This window comes from Winogradskyella marincola (assembly GCF_029624125.1).
Taxonomy (GTDB): Bacteria; Bacteroidota; Bacteroidia; order Flavobacteriales; family Flavobacteriaceae; genus Winogradskyella; species Winogradskyella marincola.
Window position 1 is genome coordinate 482051 of record NZ_JARSBN010000003.1, and the last position, 24398, is coordinate 506448.

21 protein-coding genes and 1 other RNA gene are annotated in these 24398 nt (G+C 32.6%); 10 read left to right on the forward strand and 12 right to left on the reverse strand.

The genetic code is table 11. The annotated features are described in order from the left end of the window. Positions 1-57: 57 nt before the first annotated feature. Positions 58-1089 carry a hypothetical protein gene (locus P7122_RS07775; RefSeq protein WP_278005215.1) on the reverse strand — a complete coding sequence of 344 codons (1032 nt, stop codon included), beginning with the start codon at positions 1087-1089 and terminating at the stop codon, positions 58-60. Between the two features lie 119 nt (positions 1090-1208). Between P7122_RS07775 and P7122_RS07780 the strand changes: the two genes are divergently transcribed. Continuing rightward, positions 1209-1679 (forward strand): nuclear transport factor 2 family protein, encoded by a 471-nt coding sequence (locus P7122_RS07780; protein WP_278005216.1) that lies wholly within the window; start codon positions 1209-1211, stop codon positions 1677-1679. A 92-nt stretch (positions 1680-1771) separates the two neighbouring features. Here P7122_RS07780 and P7122_RS07785 read toward each other — a convergent pair whose 3' ends face one another. Genes P7122_RS07785 through P7122_RS07810 form a run of 6 tightly spaced genes read right to left on the reverse strand, consistent with a single transcriptional unit; the run spans position 1772 to position 6969 of the window. Further along, on the reverse strand, positions 1772-2320 hold the full coding sequence (locus P7122_RS07785) for a 1-acyl-sn-glycerol-3-phosphate acyltransferase (protein WP_278005217.1): 549 nt from the start codon (positions 2318-2320) through the stop codon (positions 1772-1774). A 1-nt stretch (position 2321) separates the two neighbouring features. Next, entirely contained in the window at positions 2322-3404 is a 1083-nt protein-coding gene (locus P7122_RS07790; protein ID WP_278005218.1) for an iron-containing alcohol dehydrogenase family protein, read from the reverse strand. A 44-nt stretch (positions 3405-3448) separates the two neighbouring features. Continuing rightward, positions 3449-4066, reverse strand: a complete 618-nt coding sequence (locus tag P7122_RS07795) for a CatA-like O-acetyltransferase (protein WP_278005219.1) — start codon at positions 4064-4066, stop codon at positions 3449-3451. Then, entirely contained in the window at positions 4063-4767 is a 705-nt protein-coding gene (locus P7122_RS07800; RefSeq protein WP_278005220.1) for an HAD family hydrolase, read from the reverse strand. Before P7122_RS07800 ends, P7122_RS07795 begins: the two co-directional genes overlap by 4 nt. Beyond that, entirely contained in the window at positions 4758-5486 is a 729-nt protein-coding gene (gene kdsB, locus P7122_RS07805) for a 3-deoxy-manno-octulosonate cytidylyltransferase (RefSeq protein WP_278005221.1), read from the reverse strand. The genes P7122_RS07800 and kdsB overlap by 10 nt, the downstream gene beginning before the upstream one ends. Before the next feature lie 40 nt (positions 5487-5526). Beyond that, entirely contained in the window at positions 5527-6969 is a 1443-nt protein-coding gene (locus P7122_RS07810; RefSeq protein WP_278005222.1) for an ATP-dependent DNA helicase, read from the reverse strand. 150 nt (positions 6970-7119) lie between these two features. On the opposite strand from P7122_RS07810, the gene P7122_RS07815 reads away from it, so the two are divergent. The 3 genes from P7122_RS07815 to P7122_RS07825 are packed head-to-tail and all read left to right on the forward strand — an operon-like array spanning position 7120 to position 9192. Continuing rightward, positions 7120-7842, forward strand: a complete 723-nt coding sequence (locus P7122_RS07815) for a hypothetical protein (RefSeq protein WP_278005223.1) — start codon at positions 7120-7122, stop codon at positions 7840-7842. A 4-nt stretch (positions 7843-7846) separates the two neighbouring features. Continuing rightward, positions 7847-8653, forward strand: coding sequence for a DUF3822 family protein (locus tag P7122_RS07820; protein WP_278005224.1), 807 nt, complete (start codon positions 7847-7849; stop codon positions 8651-8653). Beyond that, positions 8653-9192 (forward strand): RsmD family RNA methyltransferase, encoded by a 540-nt coding sequence (locus P7122_RS07825; RefSeq protein ID WP_278005225.1) that lies wholly within the window; start codon positions 8653-8655, stop codon positions 9190-9192. The genes P7122_RS07820 and P7122_RS07825 overlap by 1 nt, the downstream gene beginning before the upstream one ends. Before the next feature lie 36 nt (positions 9193-9228). Here P7122_RS07825 and rnpB read toward each other — a convergent pair. Then, positions 9229-9545, reverse strand: an RNA gene (gene rnpB / locus P7122_RS07830) — RNase P RNA component class A. Between the two features lie 146 nt (positions 9546-9691). On the opposite strand from rnpB, the gene P7122_RS07835 reads away from it, so the two are divergent. From P7122_RS07835 to P7122_RS07850, 4 genes are read left to right on the forward strand one after another with little or no spacing between them, the layout of a single operon-like run. Then, positions 9692-11416, forward strand: coding sequence for a DNA polymerase III subunit gamma/tau (locus P7122_RS07835; protein WP_278005226.1), 1725 nt, complete (start codon positions 9692-9694; stop codon positions 11414-11416). Positions 11417-11420: 4 nt separating this feature from the next. Then, positions 11421-12005 (forward strand): hypothetical protein, encoded by a 585-nt coding sequence (locus P7122_RS07840; protein ID WP_278005227.1) that lies wholly within the window; start codon positions 11421-11423, stop codon positions 12003-12005. Between the two features lie 6 nt (positions 12006-12011). Next, the gene (locus tag P7122_RS07845; protein ID WP_278005228.1) at positions 12012-12593 is read left to right on the forward strand and encodes a MiaE family protein; all 582 of its coding nucleotides are present in this window, start codon (positions 12012-12014) and stop codon (positions 12591-12593) included. 38 nt (positions 12594-12631) lie between these two features. Next, entirely contained in the window at positions 12632-13750 is a 1119-nt protein-coding gene (locus P7122_RS07850) for a T9SS type A sorting domain-containing protein (RefSeq protein WP_278005229.1), read from the forward strand. Positions 13751-13800: 50 nt separating this feature from the next. On the opposite strand, the gene P7122_RS07855 is transcribed toward P7122_RS07850, so the two are convergent. The 4 genes from P7122_RS07855 to P7122_RS07870 form a co-directional block, all read right to left on the reverse strand. After that, a complete protein-coding gene (locus P7122_RS07855) occupies positions 13801-14331 on the reverse strand; it encodes a porin family protein (RefSeq protein WP_278005230.1) in 531 nt (176 codons plus the stop codon). Positions 14332-14439: 108 nt separating this feature from the next. Beyond that, positions 14440-15348, reverse strand: coding sequence for a Ppx/GppA phosphatase family protein (locus tag P7122_RS07860; protein ID WP_278005231.1), 909 nt, complete (start codon positions 15346-15348; stop codon positions 14440-14442). A 1-nt stretch (position 15349) separates the two neighbouring features. After that, a complete protein-coding gene (gene ppk1, locus P7122_RS07865) occupies positions 15350-17404 on the reverse strand; it encodes a polyphosphate kinase 1 (protein WP_278005232.1) in 2055 nt (684 codons plus the stop codon). Further along, positions 17401-17889, reverse strand: a complete 489-nt coding sequence (locus P7122_RS07870) for a SixA phosphatase family protein (RefSeq protein ID WP_278005233.1) — start codon at positions 17887-17889, stop codon at positions 17401-17403. Before P7122_RS07870 ends, ppk1 begins: the two co-directional genes overlap by 4 nt. Positions 17890-18200: 311 nt before the next feature. On the opposite strand from P7122_RS07870, the gene P7122_RS07875 reads away from it, so the two are divergent. Both P7122_RS07875 and P7122_RS07880 read left to right on the forward strand, forming a co-directional pair. Then, on the forward strand, positions 18201-18689 hold the full coding sequence (locus tag P7122_RS07875) for a hypothetical protein (RefSeq protein ID WP_278005234.1): 489 nt from the start codon (positions 18201-18203) through the stop codon (positions 18687-18689). A 37-nt stretch (positions 18690-18726) separates the two neighbouring features. Further along, positions 18727-24398: SprB repeat-containing protein (locus P7122_RS07880; protein ID WP_278005235.1), on the forward strand; the 5672-nt coding region annotated here is incomplete at its 3' end.

Consider the following 24398-nt stretch of genomic DNA (forward strand, 5'->3'; position numbering starts at 1 on the left):
CCTATTTATAAGGAAGCCTCTCTCTTTTTCATAACAATTTTAAAACTCAAAAAAATATTAATTGTTAGATAAATACACCGACGAAGCCGATGCTAAAGCGCTATTAAAAAATGGTGCTAGGTTACCACCAGAACCAATATTGTTAAAGGCCAAAATTCTTCCGCCTCCATTACCAGCTTCTGCAATATAAACCGTTTGAGAATCTGCATCATAAGCTACATCTACAGGGTTTCCTAATAAAGTAGAACTACCAGCAACACGTGTTTGGCTAGATAATGCTAATGTTGCTCCATTAGAAGTAGCATTTAATTTATTCGTGAAATTTTCTATCACATGAAAACCTCCATCATCTTGTCCATTAGACGCTAACGCAATATCAGTCATTACTAAAACGTCCGAACCTGCATCGTAAGTAATACCATGAGTTCTCACTATACCTTCAATTACTATTCGTTTTGAAGCACTTAATGTCGTTGTTGCTGTGTTTGATAAGAAGTTTGTGAATACTGCTAATTCATTAGTTGCATCTACAACAGCATATAAATCGTTTCCATTAAAAGTAATTCCCCAAAGTTTAAAATCTGTAGTAATTACATTTCTAAGTGAAAAACTGCCGTTAGACATGGTATAAACATACAATCTACCATCTGGCGTATTGGTATCTCCATCTACATCTGCATTATCAGCTACAACAAATAAATTGCCATTGACTGCAACTTCTCTAGGACTCATCATATCGCTAGTTCCTGTTACACCTACATTAATAACTGAACCACTAACAAGGTCATCAATGTCTAAAAAACCTTCTAAATTATTACCAGATCTAGAGGCCTGAAATACAGATTCTGTGTTACTATTATAATAAACTCCGTCTGCAGCAGTAGAAGTGGTAATTAAGGTTTTTGACATAATACTTTGAGACGATGTTACGTCGTAAACTGTAATGTTACCATTAGAATTGTTTGAGGCAAAAAGGCTAATTGTTTCGTCATCTCCACTATCATTGTTATCATCATCGCTACAAGAAGTTGCTAAAAATGACACCATAATAACTAAGGTTGCTATTAGTTTAGAATTTCGATTTTTCATTAGGTTTTGAATTTTCATGATTAAATAAGTTTTTTGTTTGTATTTTACTTACGTAATTATGACATGGTGGGTTTTAAAAAAATAAAAAAATCGCCAAAACCAAAACTAAAACACTAATTATGAGTGATTTAATTTCAAATTTTTATCAAGCTTTTCATCAACTAGATGCAAAAAAAATGGCTTCATACTATCACAAAGATGTTATTTTTGAAGATCCTGCTTTTGGTGTTTTAAAGGGTAAACAAGCGCACGCCATGTGGCACATGCTTTGTGAATCTCAGAAAGGAAAAGATTTTAGAGTTGAAGCTTCAAATATTACTGAAAATTCTGCGCATTGGGAAGCGTTTTATACTTTTAGTAAAACAGGAAGAAAGGTTCATAACAAAATTGATGCTACATTTGAGTTTAAAGATGGATTAATAATTAAGCATACTGACCATTTCAATCTTCATACTTGGGCAAAACAAGCTATTGGATTTAAAGGTTGGCTATTAGGTGGTACCGATTTTTTTAGAAAAAAATTGCAATCCAAAACAAATTACCTTCTCAAAAAATATATGGCAGAAAAAAAAGCTACCAAATTAGATTGATAGCTTTTTGAGGCAATGTTTCTTTTTAGGGACTTAATAGTTTACTTTATGTTTCATTGCATAATATATAAAACAAATGTTATGCCAAATTCTTAACTGTATTCTTTTACTTTACCTTCTACTCCTTGGTAAAAAGCTTTCATAAACTTAAAATCTTCTTCCATATTATCTGTTGGATAAAAAGGCTCTGAAATTTTATTTTGCTTGTTTTTAAAATCTAAAGTGTACATTATAATTGGCACTTTAGCTGTTTTAGCAATGTAATAGAAACCTGTTTTCCAGTCAGAGACTTTTTTCCTTGTTCCTTCTGGCGCTAAGGTAAGTCTAAATTCTTGTTCATTTTCAAAAAATTTAGCAATTGCTTCTACTTTATTTTGCCCAGAGGTTCTGTCTAAAGCTTTACCACCAACGGCTCTAAAGTAATAACCAAAGGGCCAACGAAATAGTTCTTTTTTAGCTACAAAATTAGTTTTTACTCCTGTTATTTTTCTTAATAAAATACTAATATAAAAGTCATGCCAGCTTGTGTGTGGCACAGCAATTATAACTGCTTTTTTTATATGATCTGTAGAGAAATTGGTATTACCAACCACTTTCCAACCTAAAAGTTTAAAATAAATGAATTTGGCTAACCAACGCATTTTACATTTTTTTGTAGAGCTTTAGAAGTACATCTCTGGTAATCTTAGTTTTCCAGTTTTTGCCAATTGCATTTTCCCATAATGGCTCTAAACTAAGTGCAACATCTATCATAGTGTTAAACTGAGCATCAGTGAGATCTGCACAAATACCTTGAGGTAGTTCTATTCCATGTTTTTCTTTCATCTTTTTAAACATGGCTACACCTTCTGGATAATAATCCTCTAAATGATCAAAAACAATACAATTTCCTATACCATGTTTTACACCTAAAAGATAGCCTAAGCCATAACTCATAGCGTGTGCTACACCTACTTGAGAGTATGCTATACTCATACCTCCATGCCAAGAAGCCATCATTAATTTATCTTGAGACTCTTCTTTAGATAAATGATCTTCTAAGAAAATTTCTTGGCAAAGTTCAAAGGCCTTTTCGCCATAACTTTGACTGAAAGCATTTAAATAAGTACCATTTAAAGATTCTACACAGTGTACAAAACAATCCATACCTGTATAAAACCATTGATTAGTAGGTACATCTTTAGTTAACTCAGGATCTAGGATTACCTGATCAAAAGGTGTATGGTCACTGTTTATTCCTAATTTACGTACTGGTCCTGTAAGTATTGTTGTTCTGGAAACCTCTGCTCCTGTACCCGAAATTGTAGGAATACCAACATGATATATCGCAGGGTTTTTAATTAAATCCCATCCTTGATAATCTTTAGACTGTCCCTTATTAGTTAGCATTAAAGACACTGCCTTGGCGACATCCATAACAATACCTCCACCAATACCAATAATACCAGAAGGCAACTCGCTATACTCTAGAATAATATCTTCTACCAATTGATCTATCTGAGAGGTTTTTGGCTCTTCGTTGGTAGGTATGTAAATGATTTTATCATTGTAAGACAACGAAATTCTTGAGGTTAACCAATGATTGCCTTTAAAAACATCATCTACATAAAATATAAATGGCGCATTACGTCCTTTTCGCTTAGGCGCTAAAATTTCATCTAATTGATTGAAACTTCCACGTCCAAAAACAACTCTGGACACCATTGGATAATTTTTATATGTCATTTACTTTTAATCTTTAACAAAAATAATAACAAACTTGTTATTACCTAGGTATTTAAGTTATTTTGAAATTTTTCAACAAATTGCCCAACATGATAACCATCAACTAGTGCATGATTAACATGTATTGACACATTCATTATTAATTGGTTTCCTTCTTTTTTAAATTTTGAAAACGCCAATTCTGGTATTGATTCTATATTGCCAGAAGAAGGTTCTTTATGTCCTGAAAACTGAAACCAAGGTAACGCAGAACAATGTATACAATCCTGACCATTGACTGGTGGATACAACTCATCTGAGTTTTGTATTCTCTGTTTTTCTTTATTGAAAGAACTTATAAATTCTTCTAAATCTTCACTATAGTTTATAAACGAAAAACCATAGGTATTATCTTCTCTCGCTATTGTTGCAGAAGCATGTATAACTTCAAAATCTACAACGTTATCATCAATTATTCTGTATCTAAAATTATCTACAGCATTGATAGCTTTCATACAATCATGTAAGTATTTTACAAAAAAACTTACGTTATTTTCCTTAGAAAACTCAAATGCTCTTGTAACATCAAACGGTACAACAACACCAAAATAAGGATCTTTTAATTGCATAAAATGATTGAACAACCGTTTTCGGTTCCAGGAATCGACATCTATATACTTCATCTTAAAATGCTTAAAATATCTTTTAAACTTTCAACGGTTTTATACTCTAATCCTTCTGTTTCTGTTTTACCCACTTTTTCGTGCTCCCAAGTGGTATGAAAAGGAACATGTATAGCCTCTGCTCCTATATTAATCAATGGTAAAATATCTGACTTTAAGGAATTACCAATCATTAAAAATTCTGAAGGTTTAATATCTAGATGATTTAACAACTTATCGTAGTTAGCTTCTTGTTTTTCGCTCAACACTTCAATATGATGAAAATAATCTAAAAGTCCAGATTTTTCTAGTTTACGCTCTTGGTCTAACAGATCTCCTTTTGTTGCAACTATTAATTTGTAATCTTTAGATAAGGATTTTAAAACATCTTCTACACCATCTAACAACTCAATTGGCTTGTTAATCATGGTTTTACCAATATCTAATATCTTGGTTATAATTTCGTTAGAAACTCTTCCATTAGACAACTCAATAGCCAATTCTATCATAGATAACACAAAACCTTTTACTCCATAACCATAGGTTGATAGGTTTTTCATTTCCATTTTAAAGAGTTCTTGGTCTATTTTGTTTGGTGTCTCGTAATGCGACAACAAACGACCAACCTCTTCTTCTGCCTCTCTAAAATAGGTTTCGTTAACCCAAAGTGTGTCATCAGCATCAAAGCCAATTACTTTTATGTTGCTATAGTTTATTTCCACAATTTTTTGGCTCTTTCTAAATCCTCTGGTGTATCAATTTCTACACCTTGAACTTGGGTTTCTACCATTTTAATTTTCTTACCATATTCTAAATATCGAATGCACTCAATTTTTTCGGTTGCTTCAATAAATTGCATAGGTAAAACGGTAAAATCTAATAAAGCTTGTTTTCTAAAGGCATAAATTCCTTTATGCTTAAAATAACGTGCTCCTGCCTGCCTATCTCTCGGAAACGGAATTGGGCTTCTAGAAAAGTATAAAGCAAAGTTATTTTGATCTACAATGACCTTAACAGTATTTGGGTTGTTGATTTCGTCCCAATCTGTGATTTCTACCATTAGAGATGCTAAATCAATTTCTTTTTGTTGGTCTTCTTTAAAAACCTCTAATACTTTTCTTAAGCTTTCTGCTTCTGTAAAAGGTTCATCACCTTGTACATTAACAACAATATCACAATCTAAATTAGCAACGGCTTCTGCAATTCTATCACTGCCAGACTCGTGTTCTTTTTGGCTCATTATAGCTTTTCCGCCATTATTTACAATTTCATTGTAGATAATATCGCTATCTGTTACAACATACACTTCACTAAAGAGATTTGTTGCTACTGTTGCTTCGTAGGTTCTAAGTATTACTGATTTTCCGGCTAAATTTTGCATTAATTTGCCTGGAAAACGAGATGCACTGTATCGTGCAGGAATCATGGATATAATCTTCATATATCTGCTTTATCGGTATTCAAAAATAAAGTTTTCTCTTTTAATTGACGTCGTTTTCAACAAACATTTCGTCTTTAAATCCTATAAGATAAAGTTTCTCTTTTGCTCGTGTTACTGCAGTGTATAACCAACGTAAGTAATCTTTATCCATGCCGTTTGGTAAGTATGGTTGCTCTACAAAAATAGTGTTCCATTGCCCTCCTTGAGACTTGTGGCAGGTTATAGCGTAAGAAAACTTTACTTGCAAGGCGTTAAAGTATTTATTGTTTTTAACACCTAAAAAACGTTTGTAGTTACTGGTCTCATTTGCATAGTCTTTAGCTACTTCTTGGTACAGTCTGTTAGATTCGTCATAACTTAACGACGCGCTTTCTGCTTCAATTGTATCTAAAAGCAGTACAGTTTCAAAAGGTCGCATTCTAGGATAATCGACCATTTTTACTTTAACTTCAGCAAATTTAAAGCCGTATAATTCTTTAATACTAAAAATTTCTAGCACTTCTATAATGTCGCCATTAGCAATAAAGCCAGCTTCGGTTGTTGGCTTTATCCAATAGTAATTATTCTTTACTACCATGAGGTAGTCGCCTGCCGACAACTCACTTTCGTTAAATAGAATACGCTCTCTTATTTGCTTGTTATAAAGATTTGCTCTTTTGTTACTACGAACTATTATTGCTGTTTCTTCATAACCATTACTACTGTATGCATCATTGATGGCATCCATAATTTCGTAACCATCAACTAACCGAACGATATCTTTATATGGCGTAACATTGAATTTAAAACTTTCGTAAAAACCCGATTCTAAAGTAGATCTGAGCTCTGTGGCATTTTCTAAAATACCAGAGTCTTGCTCTTGCCTTACCACTTCATCTAACTCTATACCAGAAACATCTTTGTTATATGCTAAGCCTAACTTATCTGAATCTAAAGCTGGACTTAAATCTGATTTTACAGGTGGTAATTGCGCTTTATCTCCTATTAATAATAGTTTGCATTGATGACCAGAGTATACATATTGCATAAGATCATCTAGAAGAGATCCGTTTTCAAACAATTTTGAATCAGATGGTGTGTCTGGTATCATTGAAGCCTCATCTACAATAAATATGGTGTTTCTGTGTTTGTTGGGCTGCATCACAAATTTTACACCACCTCCCTTCTCTTTTTTAGGGAAATATATCTTCTTGTGTATTGTAAACGCCTCTTTCTTAGAGTAATTAGAAATAACCTTAGCTGCACGTCCTGTAGGTGCTAGTAATACAGCACTTTTTTTTGCTTGCCATAAGTTATTAACTATTGTACCTATAATACTTGTTTTACCTGTACCTGCATATCCTCTTAACAGATAGGTTTGGTTAGAAGCAGTATCAAAAATAAACTGAGACAATTGCATTAAGACCATGTCTTGTTTAGAAGTTGGAGCAAATGGAAACTTAGACTTTAATAGTGTATAAAATGCAGAAGCATTAGTAATCATATAAAAATAAATTATGAGCAATATACCATTATTATACTGTCATAAAAAAACCTATTTTGAAATTTGAATGATTTTTATTTAGATAGTTTTTCCCAATAAAAAAAAATTGTAGATTTGCGAGAGAGCTAATTAATAAATAAAAACTAAAAAATGATAATTGCAGCTATAATTGGTATTATAATTTTAACCATTCTTATTGTGTGGTTAATTGACAAATTTGTTCCTAAAAAATTAAAACCAGTAATTAACTTAGTGCTTTGGGCACTTATTATTTTTCTTGGGTATATTACCTTTATGTCTGTGTACAAGGAAATACAATTTAACCAATTAAAGGTTGAGCGTTACAAAGTTGTAATTGACAGATTAGTAGACATTAGAGATTCTCAAGTGGCTTACAAAGAAGTAAAAGGCGAATATGCAGGTAGCTTTGATAAGCTTATTGATTTTGTTGAAAACGATAGTATTCCTATTACACAAAGAAGAGATACGTTAGTTCTAGACGAAGAGAGAACACGTGCTTTTGGTAATGTAGAAACTATGAAAACTATTACTTTAATAGATACACTAGATTACTGGAATGTAAAAGACTCTATCTTTAAAGGAAATAGTCGTTACAAAAGCATGGCAGATGTAGGTATTGGTAAACCAGGAGCTAAATTTAAATTAGAAGCTGGAAAACTAGATGAAATCCCTGTGTTTGAAGTTAGCGTAGACAAAGCTATAGTATTAGATGGTCAAGAAAAGTATCTAATAGATAAAGAAAAGCAAGCAGTTTCTATTGCTGGTGTTAAAGGAGAATCAGTAAAAATTGGTTCTATGCAAGAAGTTAACACTAGTGGAAATTGGGGTAAAGACCTTTCTAACAAGGAATAAAGTTTTGAATAAAAATAACATTAAAGAACTGTCCATTCAAGTTAATTTGAATGGGCTTTCTTTTTGTATACTAAACAGAACCTCTAATACAATTGAGTTTCTTAACAGTATTGTATTTCGTCATAAGCTAAACCCTTTTGATGTTCTAAACCGTCTAAAAACAGAGTTAAGTGCTAACGCTGTATTTTCTGATGAGTTTGACAGTATAACTGTAGTGCATCAAAATGAACTATCTACATTAGTACCAAAAACACTCTATGACGAAAACAACAAAGCAGACTATTTAAAATTCAATACAAAAATCTTAAAAACAGATTTCATCACCCACGATGATATTGCTATTAATGATAGTGTTAATGTTTATATACCTTATATAAATATTAATAACTATATATTTGAAACCTTCGGCGAGTTTACCTACAAACATTCTTCTACTGTTTTAGTCGATGCGCTTTTGCAAAAAAAGCACGAGAGTGATACTACAGAAGTATATCTACACGTAAATAGTAATACTATTGAAATTGCTGTATTAGACAAAAAACAGCTTCAATTATTTAATGTATTTGAGTACCACAGCAAAGAAGATTTTATATACTATGTTCTTTTTGTTTTTGAACAACTAAACCTAGATGTTGAAACAACATTGGTATATCTCAGTGGTTTAGTTAATAAAAATGACGAATTATACACTTTACTGTACACCTATATAAGACATGTAGAGTTTGAAAAACTTAACTTTAATTATAGTTTTTCAGATAAGTTAAACTCAGATCAATTACACCATCATTATTTGATATTAAATACTTTTTAATGCGTATTATTTCAGGAATATATAAAGGCCGAAAAATTGTAGCACCATCTAAACTGCCAGTTCGCCCAACTACAGACATGGCCAAAGAAGCCCTCTTTAACATTCTTAACAATCAATATTATTTTGATGATATCTCTGTATTAGATTTGTTTTCTGGCACAGGTAATATAAGCTACGAATTTGCTTCTAGAGGCACAGAGCAAATTACGGCTGTAGACGACCACTTTGGTTGTGTAAAATTTATAAACACTACTGCAGAAGCATTTGAAATGCCAATAACAACTATAAAAAGTGATGTTTTTAAATTTTTAGAAAACAATAACCAGCAATACAGTATAATCTTTGCTGATCCACCATATGATTTTGAGGTAGAACTATTCTCAAAAATCCCTCAATTAATTTTTGAAAACAACTTACTTCAAGAAGAAGGACTTTTAATTATAGAACACTCTAAACATACCGATTTAAGCCACTTAGAGCATTACTCTCATTCTAAAAAATATGGAGGTAATATGTTTAGCTTTTTTGAGTGGAATTAAAAAAACAAAGCTTCATGAAGTGCCATGAAGCTTGTTTTAAAAAGCAAACCTATAAGCCGAATTCTGTATTGAGACATTTATGGTCTCAACCCTTATCATTTATCTACATTTACTGTTACCAGCAAACTTTAGCTGCCTACCCTCCAACATCGAACGTGCAGCCCTCAAACGTTGGTATACATGACATTGCACCACATAGAGTTTACCTGATTTCACTACAGCATTACCTGTACATACTTTCTGTTGCACTTTTCCTAGCTTCTCAACTGGTGGTTGTTAACCACTATGCTTGCACTATGGTGTTCGGACTTTCCTACCCTAATTAAATTAGAATCGATAAGGCGATTTACTAGCCGTCAAAATTACACAAATTGTTAATAACTCCTATTTAAATTTTAATCTTAAAAAATGTCTATTTCTATGTTATTCTTAAATTTGTAATTCAGTCTTAAAATTAATTCATTAGCATCTAAGGTGCTAAAAACTAGTTCAGCTTAAATTGGAGCATTTCGTAGTATCGGCACGTAAATATAGACCTCAAACCTTTAAGGATGTTGTTGGGCAACAAGCCATTACCAATACGTTATTAAATGCTATTGAAAACAATCACTTAGCGCAAGCATTACTATTTACAGGACCTCGTGGTGTTGGTAAAACCACATGTGCTCGTATCTTAGCTAAGATGATAAATAGTGATGGCAATACTAGTGACGATGAAGATTTTGCCTTTAATATTTTTGAGCTAGATGCTGCATCAAACAACTCTGTAGACGATATTAGAAATCTAACAGATCAGGTTAGAATTCCGCCACAAGTTGGTAAATACAAAGTATACATTATTGATGAGGTACATATGCTTTCTCAATCAGCTTTTAATGCTTTTCTAAAAACTTTAGAAGAGCCACCAAAGCATTGTATATTTATATTGGCAACTACAGAAAAGCATAAAATTATTCCAACGATTTTATCACGTTGTCAAATTTTTGATTTTAAGCGCATTACTGTTACCGACGCAAAAGAATATTTAAAATACATTGCAGAAGAGCAAGATGTGCAGGCAGAAGATGATGCTTTACATATTATTGCCCAAAAAGCTGATGGTGCAATGCGAGATGCCTTATCTATCTTTGATAGGGTTGTAAGTTTTTCTGGTAAAAACTTAACAAGACAAGCTGTAACCGAAAACCTTAATGTACTAGACTACGAAACGTATTTTGAAAGTACAGACTTAATCTTAGAAAATAAGATTCCAGATTTGTTAGTGCAGTTTAACACTATACTATCCAAAGGTTTTGATGGACATCATTATATTGCTGGTTTAGCTTCTCACTTTAGAGATTTGATGGTTTGCAAAAACCAAGCCACCATAGATTTACTTGAGGTTGGTGACGAAACCAAACAAAAATATGTAGATCAGTCCAGAAAAACATCCAACACCTTTCTTCTTAGAGGTATTGAGCTCGCCAATGATTGTGACCTAAAATACAAAACAAGTAAAAATCAAAGATTACTTGTTGAGTTAACACTTATGCAATTAGCCTCTATCACTTTTGATGGAGAAAAAAAAAATGACAGACATTTCATAATTCCACCTTCTTATTTTCAAGCAAAAGGCATTACGCCTATTCCTGTTAATAGAAATAAACAAGAGACTCAAACAACTTCTCGGCCATCTAATATTGAGAAAAAGAAAGTCTCTAAAGCTAAAATTACTACAGCTCCACAACCAGTTAGTGTTCCAAAAATATCAATAGATAATGCTAAAAAATCTACTTCTGGATTATCATTAAAGAGCATAAGAAAAAAGAAAGAACACCAAATAAAACAGCTTGATGTTGTTATAGATGAAGAAGACCTTCCTACAGAGCCTGTTTCGCAAGAAGCGCTAACCGATGCTTGGAATGACTATGCATCTGCAATAAGTAAAAAAGGTGAAAAAATATTAGCTTCCATATTACAAATGGACAAACCAAAGCTAAAACACACTGCTATTCATCTTACCTATTCTAATAATACCAATAAGATTGAATTAGAACGTGCTCAATTTCCACTTCTCGCCTATCTTCGTAAGAGATTAAAGAACTATGATCTACATTTAGAAATTATTGTAAATGAAGAAATAGCTAAAAAATATGCTTTTACACCAATAGAAAAATACGAGAAGCTAAAAGAAAAAAATCCTAATATTGAGTTGCTAAAAAAGGCATTTGGACTAGACATATAAGCTTATGAGAAATTTACTTAGCTTTATTATAATTACTGTAATTGCTTTTACAAGTTGTGAAGGCAGAATTACTAAGAACCAAGCTTTATTAAAAGATATTGAAGAATATAAAAAAACGGTATCTGTACAAGTAGATGTATACAACCCAGAAAACTATACAGAACGTCAAGTAGACACTTTGCTCAACAACGGTTTTAGAGTAAAAATAAAAGCGTATACAGACATGGACAACAGTGTTCTTTTTACAAAAATAAAAGACACTATCAACTACCAAACCTACTACAGAAACTTTAAGTTCGATATTTTAATTGAGAAAGACAATAAGGTTATTTACAACAAAAGTTTTGACAAAGAAAAAGCTAATAAAGTATTTAGGTTTAATGCCAACTTAGCCAAAGGTTCGCAATTACACAACTTTAATAAGCTCGCTATTTTAAATGCTATACAACTAGATGACGATCCTAGTTACACCAATATCGTAGCTATTGACGTAATGTATGCAATTCCTGATACAGATAAGGTTTCTTACCACAAGATCCTTATAAACGATAAAGGGAAAGCAAATTTTATTCAAACTGAAAAATATTAAAAAACTATGTTAGGTCTTAAACTTCCAACAGACCCAAGATGGGTAAACATTGTAGAAAAAAATATTGAAGAAATACTAACAGATCATGCTTACTGTGAGCAAAAAGCTGCAAGTACAGCTATTTCACTTATTGTTAGTTTTCCGGAATATACTGAGCTTGTACAAGAAATGATTGATTTGGTTGAAGAAGAAATGAGCCATTTTAAAATGGTACACGACCTTATCTTAGAACGTGGATGGACACTTGGCAGAGATCGTAAGGATGAGTATGTCCTTGCATTATTAAAGTTTTTTCCAAAAGGTGGTAGCAGAACGACGCAATTAGTACATAGATTACTTTATGCTGCGCTAATTGAAGCACGTAGTTGTGAACGCTTTAGATTGCTATCCGAAGAACTTGAAGATAAAAAACTGGCTAAATTCTACAGAAAATTAATGATTAGTGAAGCCAACCACTATACCATGTTTTTAAACTTTGCAAGACAGTATGGAGACAGAAAAGAGGTTGACCAAAAATGGCAACAACTTCTTGAATATGAGGCAGGCATCATGAAAGATTTAGGTAAAAAAGAAACTGTACATGGATGATATTTTATAAATTAGAGCTATAATCAGCTCTAATTTCCATGAAACACATTTACACTTTAATCTTTTTATTTACTTTAATCTCTTTTAAAGCTTCTAGCCAAAATGATTTAATTGGTACTTGGTATTTAGATCATATCATTAAAGAAGGTGTAACCCATCCTAACTACTTTAATAGCTATAATGTTTTTAGTCTTGAATTCACAAACAGTTCAGGGGATTTACCAGGGACTTTGAGTTTTAGTTCTGGACATGGCTGTAATGCTTCTAATGGATCGTATTCAGCAAACACTGATGAAATCATAGTTGATATTTCTGCTACGTTTGCCGATGATTGTTATACCGCACCTTATGCTATTTATGAGGAACTTTATTTTGATGAATTAAATTGTAATAGTGGTTTAGATTGTATACAAACGTATTCAATCACCGGAACAGGAGATAATCAAGTTTTAACCTTAACCAATACAGATGGAAATTCGTTGGTATTTGGCAAACAAGCACCAACCACTTTACTAGTATCAACTTGGTGGTTGCATCATATAGATATTCCTGGAAACCCTGTTATAGATATACCTGAGGGAGATTTTCCTAACCTTATTTTAACCAATAATATCGACATGTTTTTAAATCTACCCGAAGCTAATGGTTTAGGTGAATGTGAAGTTCTTTTTGCCAATTATTTTGTTTCATTTAATGGTGCAAATAATATAAGTATTAGCAATTTAGTACAATCGTTATCTGGATGTGCTACCGGCTCTTATGAAATGATTTATTTTCAAATATTAGGTACTGAAACCACCAACTTCTTTGAGTTTGAGATTATAGATGAAGGTTCTACATTAATTTTAACTGATTTATTAGGTACAAGATTGATTTTCGGAGATACTACTTTGTCATTAGATGAATATGATGAGAATAGATATGATATTTCAATACTACAAAATCCTGTTGAAGACAAACTTTTGCTTAATATAGATAATCAACTTTTATCAGAAAGTATTGAGTACACGATTTATTCAATAGAGGGCAAACAAGTAAAGTCTTCTGTTTTAAGTAGTGACTCTATTAATGTTGAAGATATGGTTTCTGGAGTTTACTTTATTAGTTTCTTGAGTGAAGATTCTTCAGCTAAAACTCTAAAGTTTATAAAAAAATAAAGGCCTTAACCATACAGTCAAAGCCTATAAAAATTATTTCAATTTATCTTTTAAATCTTTATTCCAAAACCAAATTGCATTACGTGGTTTTTAGCTTCTAGATTTGATGTATCATCATCTAAGATATTTGTTACTCCATAAGAAAATCTGGCATCAACAAATAACTCATCTGTAATCATGTACTCAGCACCAACAACACCAGAGAATGTAAAGGTTGAAAAACCGTCGTTGTCTTTCCAAGTTTTTAAAGCCACTTGAGGACCTGCCATAAAAGATAACCTCTCTGAAGTTGATAGCTTTAATAAAATAGGCATTTGTATATAATCTGCTCTTAGACTTTGGTCTTTACCACCTTCTGCAGACCATTGCAACTCTGTATGCAATGCTAAATCTTCTGTAAATCCGTAATCTACAAAACCTGCAAAAGCAAAACCATTTCTATGTTGGTTTTCAAAATTTGCATCTGGATCAAAGTCTAAATTAGAAACATTTAGCGCTCCTCTAACACCATAACGCACTTCTTGAGCTAGGCAAATTGTAGTAAAACACACTAATAACGAGGTAAGTAAAAAATTTTTCATAAGCTTTAATTTGAGAAAGCGAATATATATTAAATTCACTTATTGTAGTAAATGTATAGATTTTAATAGAAAAAAAATAGTTGAACGGTAAATTAAAAATCTTAGCCATTAATTTACAGACACACTAGAAACAGTTTCGTAATAAACACTTTTTATTATACCATCTGACAATCCTATTTTTGGTACATATATGTCTTTTGCACCACTCCATTTCATTGCAGAAAGGTAAATTCTTGTTGCCGGAATAATTACATCTGCTCTATCTTGATTTAAGTTTAACTGTGTTATACGCTCTTCGTAAGAGTATTGCTGCAATGTATTGTAATAGTTACTTAGGTAAAAATATGTTAACGGTTTGCCAAGCTGTTTACCAGAAATCTTGAATATTTTATTGATGTTACCACCAGAACCGATTAAATCTATCTTTTCATAAGCTGAAGTGTTTTCCTTAATCCATTGTTCTAATTCGCTCCAAGTTTCTCGGGTAACAATATCATTAAGAAGCCTTACTGTGCCGACTTTAAAAGACTTTGATTTTATTTTATTTCCATTGTGGATAATTGAAAACTCTGTACTTCCTCCTCCTACATCTACATAGAGGTAAGTTTTGTTTTCGTCTATATAAGTGCTTAAATCTGTTGCAGCAATAATAGCTGCTTCTTCTTCTCCGTCAATGATATCAATACTTATACCACAACTATCTATAATCTTTTTTGTAAGCGCATCGCTATTATCAGCTTCGCGCATGGCTGATGTTGCACAAGCTTTATAACGTGCAACTCCATGAGATTTCATAATTAAGCTAAACGCTTTCATGGTATCCAGCATTCGCTCTTGATTATATTCTGAAATTGTACCATTTAAAAACACATCTGCACCTAATCTAATAGGTACACGCACTAATGAGTTTTTTTTGAATACGGTTGGTTTTCCGCTTTGCTCTATAATGTTTGAAATTAATAATCTTACTGCGTTAGAACCAATATCTATGGCAGCAAATTTTTGAATCTTCAGCATATTATCCTTCTAGCTTTTTTAAGTAATAGTTATAAGTATCGAACTGAGCTCTAACTTTTTGCTCATTATTTCTACGATACATATTATCTTGTGTTTCGTTGATATGACGAGCTTTTACATTATCATTCCAACAAATATCGAATAAATCTTGTAATTCTTGCTTCATATCTTCATCATAAATTGGGCAGCTTACCTCTACTCTATGTTCTATGTTTCTGGTCATCCAATCTGCTGAAGATATATACACTAATGGATTATCATTGTTAGAGAATACATACAGACGTGTATGTTCTAAGAACTTATCTACTATACTAATAATTTCTATGTTTTCACTCATGCCTTCTACACCAGGAACCAAACAACACAAGCCTCTAACAATCATCTGTATTTTAACACCTGCTCTACTCGCTTCATATAATTTGTCTACCATTTTATAACTGCTTATACTATTCATCTTTAGCTTTATATAAGCATTTTTACCATTTTTGGCATTTTCAATCTCTTTGTCTATCAAGGAGAATAATTTTGTCTTAGTGTAATGCGGAGATGCTATAATGTGTTTGTATCTATTAACGATGTAATTAACTTCTAAGAAATTAAATACTTTATTAATGTCTTTAAGAATCTTTGAATTGGCTGTAAGAAGCGTAAAATCTGTATAAAATTTGGCTGTAGACTCATTAAAATTACCTGTACTTATAAATCCGTAACGCTTTAGCTTGTTATTTTCTTCGCGCTCAATAACACACATCTTACTGTGTACTTTTAGTCCTGGCACACCAAATAACATATTAACTCCTGCATCTTGCATTTGTTCTGCATAATTAATGTTCGCCTCTTCGTCAAAACGTGCTCTAAGCTCTATTGATACAGTAACATATTTACCATTTTTTGCCGCATTTATAAGAGAACTTGCTACATGCGATATCTGTGCCAACCTGTAAATTGTAATCTTTATAGTTCTTACTTTAGGGTCTAAGGCTGCTTCTCTTAAAAACTTTACAACATAAGAAAACGTATGGTATGGTGTGTATACCAAATAATCTTTCTCTGCTATTGTTGTAAATATACTTTCTTGTAAACTTAGTCCCTTAACAGGTAAAGGTTTTATTCTATCATAGAGTAAATCTGTTCTTCCTAAACTAGGGAAATCCATGTAATCTCTACGGTTATGGTAGCGACCACCAGGAATAATACTGTCCTTAGAGTCTATTTCCATTCGCTCTAGTAAAAAGCTTAATGTGTCTGGCTCTATATTTTTATCATGTACAAATCTTACAGGATCACCACTTTGCCTGCCTTTGACACTTCTGGATAATTTATCTACAAAACTCTTACTTAAGTCACTATCAAAATCTAATTCTCCATCTCGAGTAATTTTTATCATGTGAGATGAAATAGAATCGTACTTAAAAATATTAAAGATTTCATCTAGACAATATCTAATAACATCATCTACCATTATAATGTAATTAGCATCACCTCTATTTGGTAACACTATAAAACGTTCCATACTTTTTGAAATCTCAATAAGTGCATATTGATCTTTTCCTCCAGAGTTAGACATTTTTATGGTTAAATACCCTGCGCTATCTTTTAATTCTGGTAACGCTATATCTTCGTCTAACATCATTACAACCAAAGCAGGACTTATTTCTTGGTAGAAATAATTTTTGATAAAGTCATGATGATCTCCTTCTATTTCAGTTTCATTGATAATGAAAATATTTTCGCTCTCTAACTCCTGTTCAATCTTATTAAGTATCTCTACGCTTTCTCTTTGTTGCTCAATAACAACCTGTGTTATTTCTTCTAGCAACTCGCCTGCCTTAATACCTCCAAGTTCGCTTTTACCACCTTTACCTGCATCGTAAATTCGTTTTACAGTTGCATATCGTACTTTAAAAAACTCATCTAAGTTATTAGAAAAAATACCTAAAAAACGTAAGCGCTCAATTAAAGGTACTGTTTCATCAGCAGCTTCTTGAAGCACTCTGGCATTAAACTGCAACCAACTTAATTCTCTATTTATGTATGTGTTCTTATATTTTGTCATGCTTTTAATTCCTTTGGAATAATTATGAGTTCTGTGGTTCCTTTTTTAAAATCTTTCCAATCAGAAATATCAAAATTAAGCTTAATAAGTCCACTTGTAGGAAGATTATCTATAAATTTATCACCAAATATATTAGCTATTGATGTAAAAGCATGGTTGTGACCAAATATCATAACCAAATTATAATTATTGGGTAATCTTTTAATAAAGTTTACCACATTTTCACCTCCAAAATCATACAATTCTTCTTTAACACTTACAGAATCTTCTGACAAGTTAAAAACATCAAGAAATATCTTACAAGTAGAAAAGGCTCTTACAGCAGGACTAGAATATATGTAATCTGGTAGCTCATGGTTGTCAATAAACTGATTAGCAACTAGTTTTGCATCGCTAATTCCTCTTGTTTTTAAAGGTCTTAGGGCATCTGAAAGGTCAAATTCCCATGACGATTTTCCGTGTCTTACAAGTATAATTGATTTCATTGTATTTCGATTAAGTGCGTTTTTTTTCGATAAAATGTTGCATATCTCCGTTTTAACGACTATTTTGGCGCTTTAACTCTAATGTTTGTATAAGATTGTGTTTATGAGTTCTTTTGTTTGTAAAATTAATGTATGTGACCCCAAATCAAAAAAATTAATCCATTTTGTTATATCACCTATATTAATTAATACTTCCCTCTATAATACATAATTAATACATATTAAGTTAAAATATTTTTTAAATATAATGACTTAAGAAATTTGTTAGTTGATAACACTGAAGTTATTAACTGGTACTAAAACTAAATACTATGAGTTCGTATAATAAGAGAATATCATTTTATCTTATTCTAACATTTTCGCTCTTGTTCAATATATCTGCACAAGAGAATGACATTAAGTTGTTTGATGAAGACACTACTATTGAAAAGAAGGTTTCTACAAACGACATAGATATTCTAAACAAATACGTTTATAGCAACATTGCGTCTGCTTATAAGCTTAGTTCTTCTAACCAAACGCCAATATCTAAAGATACTAAGCGTTTATATGTTGATTTAGAAAATCTAAAAACTATAAATTCTGAAAAATCTAATTCTATTGAGGTTGTTATCATTAAACTTTTAAATGAGAATGATCTTACCCAATCAATCCAATTAGATTTTACAACAAATTTTCCTAATCTAAAATGTGTATATATAAGCTGTGAAGTAAAATCAAGTTTACTAGAAATGAAAAAAGCCATCCAAAAACCAAAGCAAAGCATAAAAACATATTTAGGTTTTAATTTACCTGAGTAAGTTGTATATGACTTTAGTTAATTCTTTATGTAATAATATGATGAAGAACTACTTTACCCCAATTCTAAAATCTACTGTTCTACTCACTATCCTAATTCTTTCTTCGGTTAGTGCCTACGGTCAGTTAAGAGTTCCTTTTACGCAAAGAACATCACAGTATACTCCTAATAAAGTAATCTATAATGTTAAAGGGGATTTTACAATGATTGGTAACTCCAATCTAACATTACAAAATTATGGCACAAACACCAATAACAGTAACAACTCAATGGTGTTTATAGATGAAGATAATGATCAAAACACTTCAAACTCATCCTCTGCAACCTTAAGTTTTTCTACAGAAAATGGTGCAAATCCGGAGTGTTCTAATATTATATATGCTGGTCTTTACTGGACTGGTAGAGGTAGCTCTAGTTTAACTGAACAACAAATGAGAACAGTTAAATTTAAAGGACCAAATGACACAAATTACTCCACACTTACTGCAACTACTAGCAATATAAGATATCCTGGTGACAACAATATGTACGCTGGCTACATTGAAGTAACTGACAAAGTTAGAAACAATGGTATAGGCGAATATTATGTAGCTGATATTGCTATTTCAGAAGGAAATGGTGGTACTACTGGTTATTATGGTGGTTGGGGAATGATCGTTGTATACGAAAACTCTAAAATGAACTGGAGAGATGTTACCATTTTTGATGGATATGCTTATGTACAAGGAAATACATCTCAAAGTTATGAAATCCCTGTTTCTGGCTTTAACGCTGTACAAATGGGAGACGTTAATATTAAGTTAGGTATGATGGCTGGTGAAGGAGATAGAGGTATCTCTGGTGATTATTTTCAGATAATTCATGCTGATGAAGTAAACAACACAAACCCATCTAACAATGATTGGGAAACCTTAAGTCACTCTGGTAACTCTACAAATAACTTTTTTAACTCATCTATTAATACAGGTGGCAATGCCAGAAGTCCGTCACTTGTTAATAATACTGGGTTAGACATTGCAATGTTTAATCTAGACAACTCAGACAAGTCTCTTATAGATAATAGCCAAACTCAAACAAGGTTTAGATATGGTTCTAATCAAGATACCTATGTTATTTTTAACATGGCTATGTCGGTAGATGCCTATATTCCAGAGTCTGAAGGTGTATTGTCTACTACAACTATAAACGGAAGCCCTCCTTCTGATGATCTTACAGCCGAACCTGGTGACATCATAGAATATAAAATTGAAATTAAAAATAAAGGAACTGAGCCTATTTTAGATGCTCAGTTAGTTGTTCCTATACCTTTTACATCAGAATTTGTTCCTGGCAGTATTAGCTATGGTGCATATTTGCCTGCTTTTGCTGCAGACCCTCCTTATTTTGACCCTAATATGGGAGCCACAGGATCAATAGTTTGGGATATTAACTTCTTACCTTTATTTCCTTCTGATATTAATTTGCTATTAGCCGATATATCTTTTCAGCTAAAAGCTACAGAAGACTGTACGTTATTACTTAATGATAATTGTGAGCCAAAAATTGTTATTGTAGGAGGAAGCATATCTGGTACAGGTATGATATCTAGAACGCAATACACATTACCGCTTATACAAAGTTATCAAAGTGATGGTATTTGTCAGGGCGAACCTAATACAGATCCTATTGAAATAGATATTATTGCCGAGCAATACATAGCCGAAAACTGTACTAACGTTACTTTAGAAAGAGATTTTATCTATTGTAGTCTAGAGGGTAATCATATAGAAATTTCAGAATTAGAATCAGAATTTCCTCCTGGTACAAGATTCTACAACGCGTATCCGGTTACACCTAGCTCTACGGAATATACAAACTCTAATCCATTTCCAGCTACTCTTGGAGTGTCAACTTATTATGGTGTTCCGCCAGGAGACTACGGATGTCATTATGAGTTTACTATTGAAGTTTCTGAAATTAATTCTTTACCTACTGTAAATAATGTTGAATACTGTCAAAACGAAACTGCTTCTGCTCTAACAGGTCAATCATCTAATCCTGATTATGTTGTAGTTTATTTTGCTGATAACAACCCTAATACTAGTGGACAACTTAGCTTAATACCTGATACTAGTCAAGCTGGAACTTTTACTTACTATGCATCTGAAGGCCCTTCAGAACAGTGTGTTAATACAGAAAGAACTCCTATAACTGTTACGGTTTATAGTGAAATTTCAATAGTATTAGAAAACTTAGAAAATGTAGCTTGCTATAATGGTAATTCAGGCAGTATAGATATTACTGTTAGTGGAGGATCTGGGAATTACACCTATGATTGGGACTATAACGGAACAGAATCTCCTAATACAGATCCGCAAGACATTAATAACCTTGCTAGTGGTACATATACAGTAACAGTCAATGATTCAAATAACAGCTGTTATGCAACTGCTAGTTTTAATATTAGTCAACCAACACAAGCTTTAACATCTACAATTACATCAACTACAGATGTATTGTGCTATGGCGATAATACTGGTGAAATTGATTTAACAATTAGTGGCGGAACTGCTCCTTACTCTATTCTTTGGAATAATGGTGCTACGAGCGAGGATTTATCAAATCTATCTGCTGGCACATACAATGTAACGATATTTGATGCCAATGGATGTTCAACTACAAGTCAAGCAACCATTAATCAACCAGCCAATTCATTAACTTCTAGTATTACAAATACTATTAATGTGGATTGTAAAAATGGTACAGATGGAAGTTTTACTGTAAACGCTTCAGGCGGAACAAGTCCTTATCAATATTCTATAGATAATGGCTCTACTAATCAAAACAGTGGATTATTCGAAAATCTTAGTGCAGGAACATACAATGTATTAATAACTGATGCCAATAACTGTACAATTAATTCTCAGGCTATAATTACAGAACCTGACAAAATAAAAGTATCAGTTACTAATGTAAATAATATTGAGTGTTCTGGCGAAGCTACAGGAGACATTTCTATTTCTGTAAATGGAGGAACTCAACCTTACACCTATGCTTGGAATAATTCTACTACATCTCAAAATTTAACAGATGTTATAGCTGGGACTTATAGTGTTACAATTACAGATGCTAATGGTTGTACGGCTTCAATAAGTGCAACAATTACTGAGCCATCTAGTCCTTTAAATATAAATATAAGTAAAGCTGATGCTAATACTGCTCACAGTTGTTCTAATGGTGAAGCTACAGTTTATGTTTCTGGTGGTACAGCGCCTTACACTTATGCATGGAGTGCCTCTGCTAATAACCAAACAACATCAACGGCTAGTAATCTACCTGTAGGATCTCATTCTGTAAAAGTAACAGATGCTAATGGTTGCGAATTAACTCAAAGTATCGTAATAGACTGTGTTAACACCTGTGATGCAGAAATTACAATTGAAAATATAACAAATATTCTATGTGCAGGAGATAATACTGGATCTGGTACTGTATCGGCTAGTTCTATATCTAATCCAAATGCTACATTTACCTTTACTTGGAGTAATGGCCAAATAGATACAGGAGTTACTTCTAGTACAATCAATAATCTTACAACTGGTGTATATGATGTTAGTGTAACTATAGATGGCACTGCTTGCCAACCTGTAGAGGAAACTATTTCTATCATAGAACCTAGTAATCCTTTAAATTTAACTGTAAGTTCAACAGATGAACTTGGTCCTAATACCAATGATGGTACTGCTAGTGCATCAGCTGCTGGCGGCACAGAACCTTACACTTATTTATGGTCACCTGGCGGAGAAACTAGTCAAAATATTTCAGGTTTATCATCTGGTACTTATTCTGTAACAGTAACAGATTCTAATGGTTGTACTCAAACAGCTACTGTTAACGTAAATCCTGGATCTTGTCAAAACCTCGCTTTTTCAGTTACATCATCACACGTTAGCTGTAATGGTGGAAATAATGGTAGCATTACGGCAACTGCTATAAATGGTGTTGGTCCTTTTACCTATTCATGGGATTCTTTACCTGATACAACACCTAACGTTAATAATTTATCTGCTGGCAATTATACTGTAACTGTTACAGACCAAACAACATTATGTACTCAAAGTACGACGATAACAATTAATGAACCAAATGCCTTAAGTTCTGGTATTGCTGTTACTAATATTTTATGTAAAGGTGATAATACAGGTTCTGTAGATTTAACAGTAAATGGAGGTACACCTCCATATAGTTACATATGGAATAATGGTGCTACTTCTGAAGATTTAATTAATGTTGCAGCAGGTACTTATTCTGTTACAATAACAGATGCAAATGGCTGCGAAACTACTAATCAGTCTACTGTTCAAGAACCTAGCGAAACGGTATCTGCTTCTATTATTGATGTTACAAATGTAGATTGTACCGGAGAAGCAAATGGAAGTATTTCTGTTGAGGCCTCTGGAGGAATCCCTCCATATATCTACTCTATTGATAACGGAAACACAAATCAATCTAGTGGTGTTTTTGAAAACTTAGCATCAGGAAACTATACAATCTTAATTACAGATGCTAATGGTTGTACAACCAGTGTATCTGATAGTGTTGAAATAGAAGACACAGAAAACCCTACAATTTCAGTTCCATCTGAAATTTTGATAGAAGGATGTTCGGCCTCTGATATTACAAGCTCTAATGCTGTTTTTGAATTTAATGAGTTTGGGTCAAATGATGTTCAATCCGTATTTAATTCAAACAACAATTATAATGCATCGGATGATTTTAATATTGAAAATATTGTTTACACTGATGTAATCACTTCTAATAACAATTGTCCGATAGTTGTTACAAGAACCTTTACAGTAAAAGACACTTGTGGAAATTCTGCGACTGCAACACAAACAATTACAATTCAAGACACTACACCTCCAACAATATCTGCTCCTGATGATATTACTATTGAGTGTGGACAAGATATTCCTGAAATTAGTGATATAGTTCAAAGTGAGAGTGTTATAAACAGTAGTAATTATTCAGCTACAAATAGTGAATATGCCGTTACTGCTTGGTTTAAGCCAAGTAACAGTTCTGATTATTTACCAAGAAATATTGTTATCCCTAATAACCTTGGTTTTGGTGTTGAAGGAAATATATCTGGAGATTCTGGTGAATTAGGTGCTAATTCTAGCGGAACTGAAGTTATTAGAGTAGATTTTGATGTACCACAACTTTATATTAATGTAACTTTTGGATGGAAAAATCCAAATGAAGATGCTTACATTACATTCTATAACAACAATCAACAAGTTGGTTCAACCAAAAGACATTATGGTGGTAACGATAGTGTTAATAATCCTATATTATTTAATACAGATAATGGCGAAGCTTTTGATAGAGTTGAATTCTCTGCACCTTATGGACCTAGCGATTCAGGCCATGATTATTTAATTCATACGATAACTTTTAAAAAGGTTGCTCCAGAATTTGAAGCTGCTACTGGTCAAGATACTTGTGGTTTAGTTACAATTTCTGGTTCTGATAGTGAAACGGCTACTGCATGTGGTAATACAAAAACTATTATTAGAACCTGGACTGCTACAGACACTTGTGGTAACTCAGTTTCAGCAAACCAAACTATTACTGTTGAAGATACAACGGCACCAACGTTTACTGTACCTGCTGATATCACTATCGAATGTGATGTAGATCCTTCTGATCTTTCTATTACTGGTGATGT

Coding starts and splice junctions, on each gene's coding strand:
- P7122_RS07825 (WP_278005225.1), top strand. CDS start 8,653: ATGCGTATTATTTCAGGAATATATAAAGGCCGAAAAATTGTAGCACCA.
- P7122_RS07850 (WP_278005229.1), top strand. CDS start 12,632: ATGAAACACATTTACACTTTAATCTTTTTATTTACTTTAATCTCTTTT.
- P7122_RS07860 (WP_278005231.1), bottom strand. CDS start 15,348: ATGCTGAAGATTCAAAAATTTGCTGCCATAGATATTGGTTCTAACGCA.
- P7122_RS07795 (WP_278005219.1), bottom strand. CDS start 4,066: ATGAAGTATATAGATGTCGATTCCTGGAACCGAAAACGGTTGTTCAAT.
- P7122_RS07875 (WP_278005234.1), top strand. CDS start 18,201: ATGAGTTCGTATAATAAGAGAATATCATTTTATCTTATTCTAACATTT.
- P7122_RS07810 (WP_278005222.1), bottom strand. CDS start 6,969: ATGATTACTAATGCTTCTGCATTTTATACACTATTAAAGTCTAAGTTT.
- P7122_RS07790 (WP_278005218.1), bottom strand. CDS start 3,404: ATGACATATAAAAATTATCCAATGGTGTCCAGAGTTGTTTTTGGACGT.
- P7122_RS07855 (WP_278005230.1), bottom strand. CDS start 14,331: ATGAAAAATTTTTTACTTACCTCGTTATTAGTGTGTTTTACTACAATT.
- P7122_RS07780 (WP_278005216.1), top strand. CDS start 1,209: ATGAGTGATTTAATTTCAAATTTTTATCAAGCTTTTCATCAACTAGAT.
- P7122_RS07840 (WP_278005227.1), top strand. CDS start 11,421: ATGAGAAATTTACTTAGCTTTATTATAATTACTGTAATTGCTTTTACA.
- P7122_RS07845 (WP_278005228.1), top strand. CDS start 12,012: ATGTTAGGTCTTAAACTTCCAACAGACCCAAGATGGGTAAACATTGTA.
- ppk1 (WP_278005232.1), bottom strand. CDS start 17,404: ATGACAAAATATAAGAACACATACATAAATAGAGAATTAAGTTGGTTG.
- P7122_RS07815 (WP_278005223.1), top strand. CDS start 7,120: ATGATAATTGCAGCTATAATTGGTATTATAATTTTAACCATTCTTATT.
- P7122_RS07870 (WP_278005233.1), bottom strand. CDS start 17,889: ATGAAATCAATTATACTTGTAAGACACGGAAAATCGTCATGGGAATTT.
- kdsB (WP_278005221.1), bottom strand. CDS start 5,486: ATGAAGATTATATCCATGATTCCTGCACGATACAGTGCATCTCGTTTT.
- P7122_RS07785 (WP_278005217.1), bottom strand. CDS start 2,320: ATGCGTTGGTTAGCCAAATTCATTTATTTTAAACTTTTAGGTTGGAAA.
- P7122_RS07775 (WP_278005215.1), bottom strand. CDS start 1,089: ATGAAAAATCGAAATTCTAAACTAATAGCAACCTTAGTTATTATGGTG.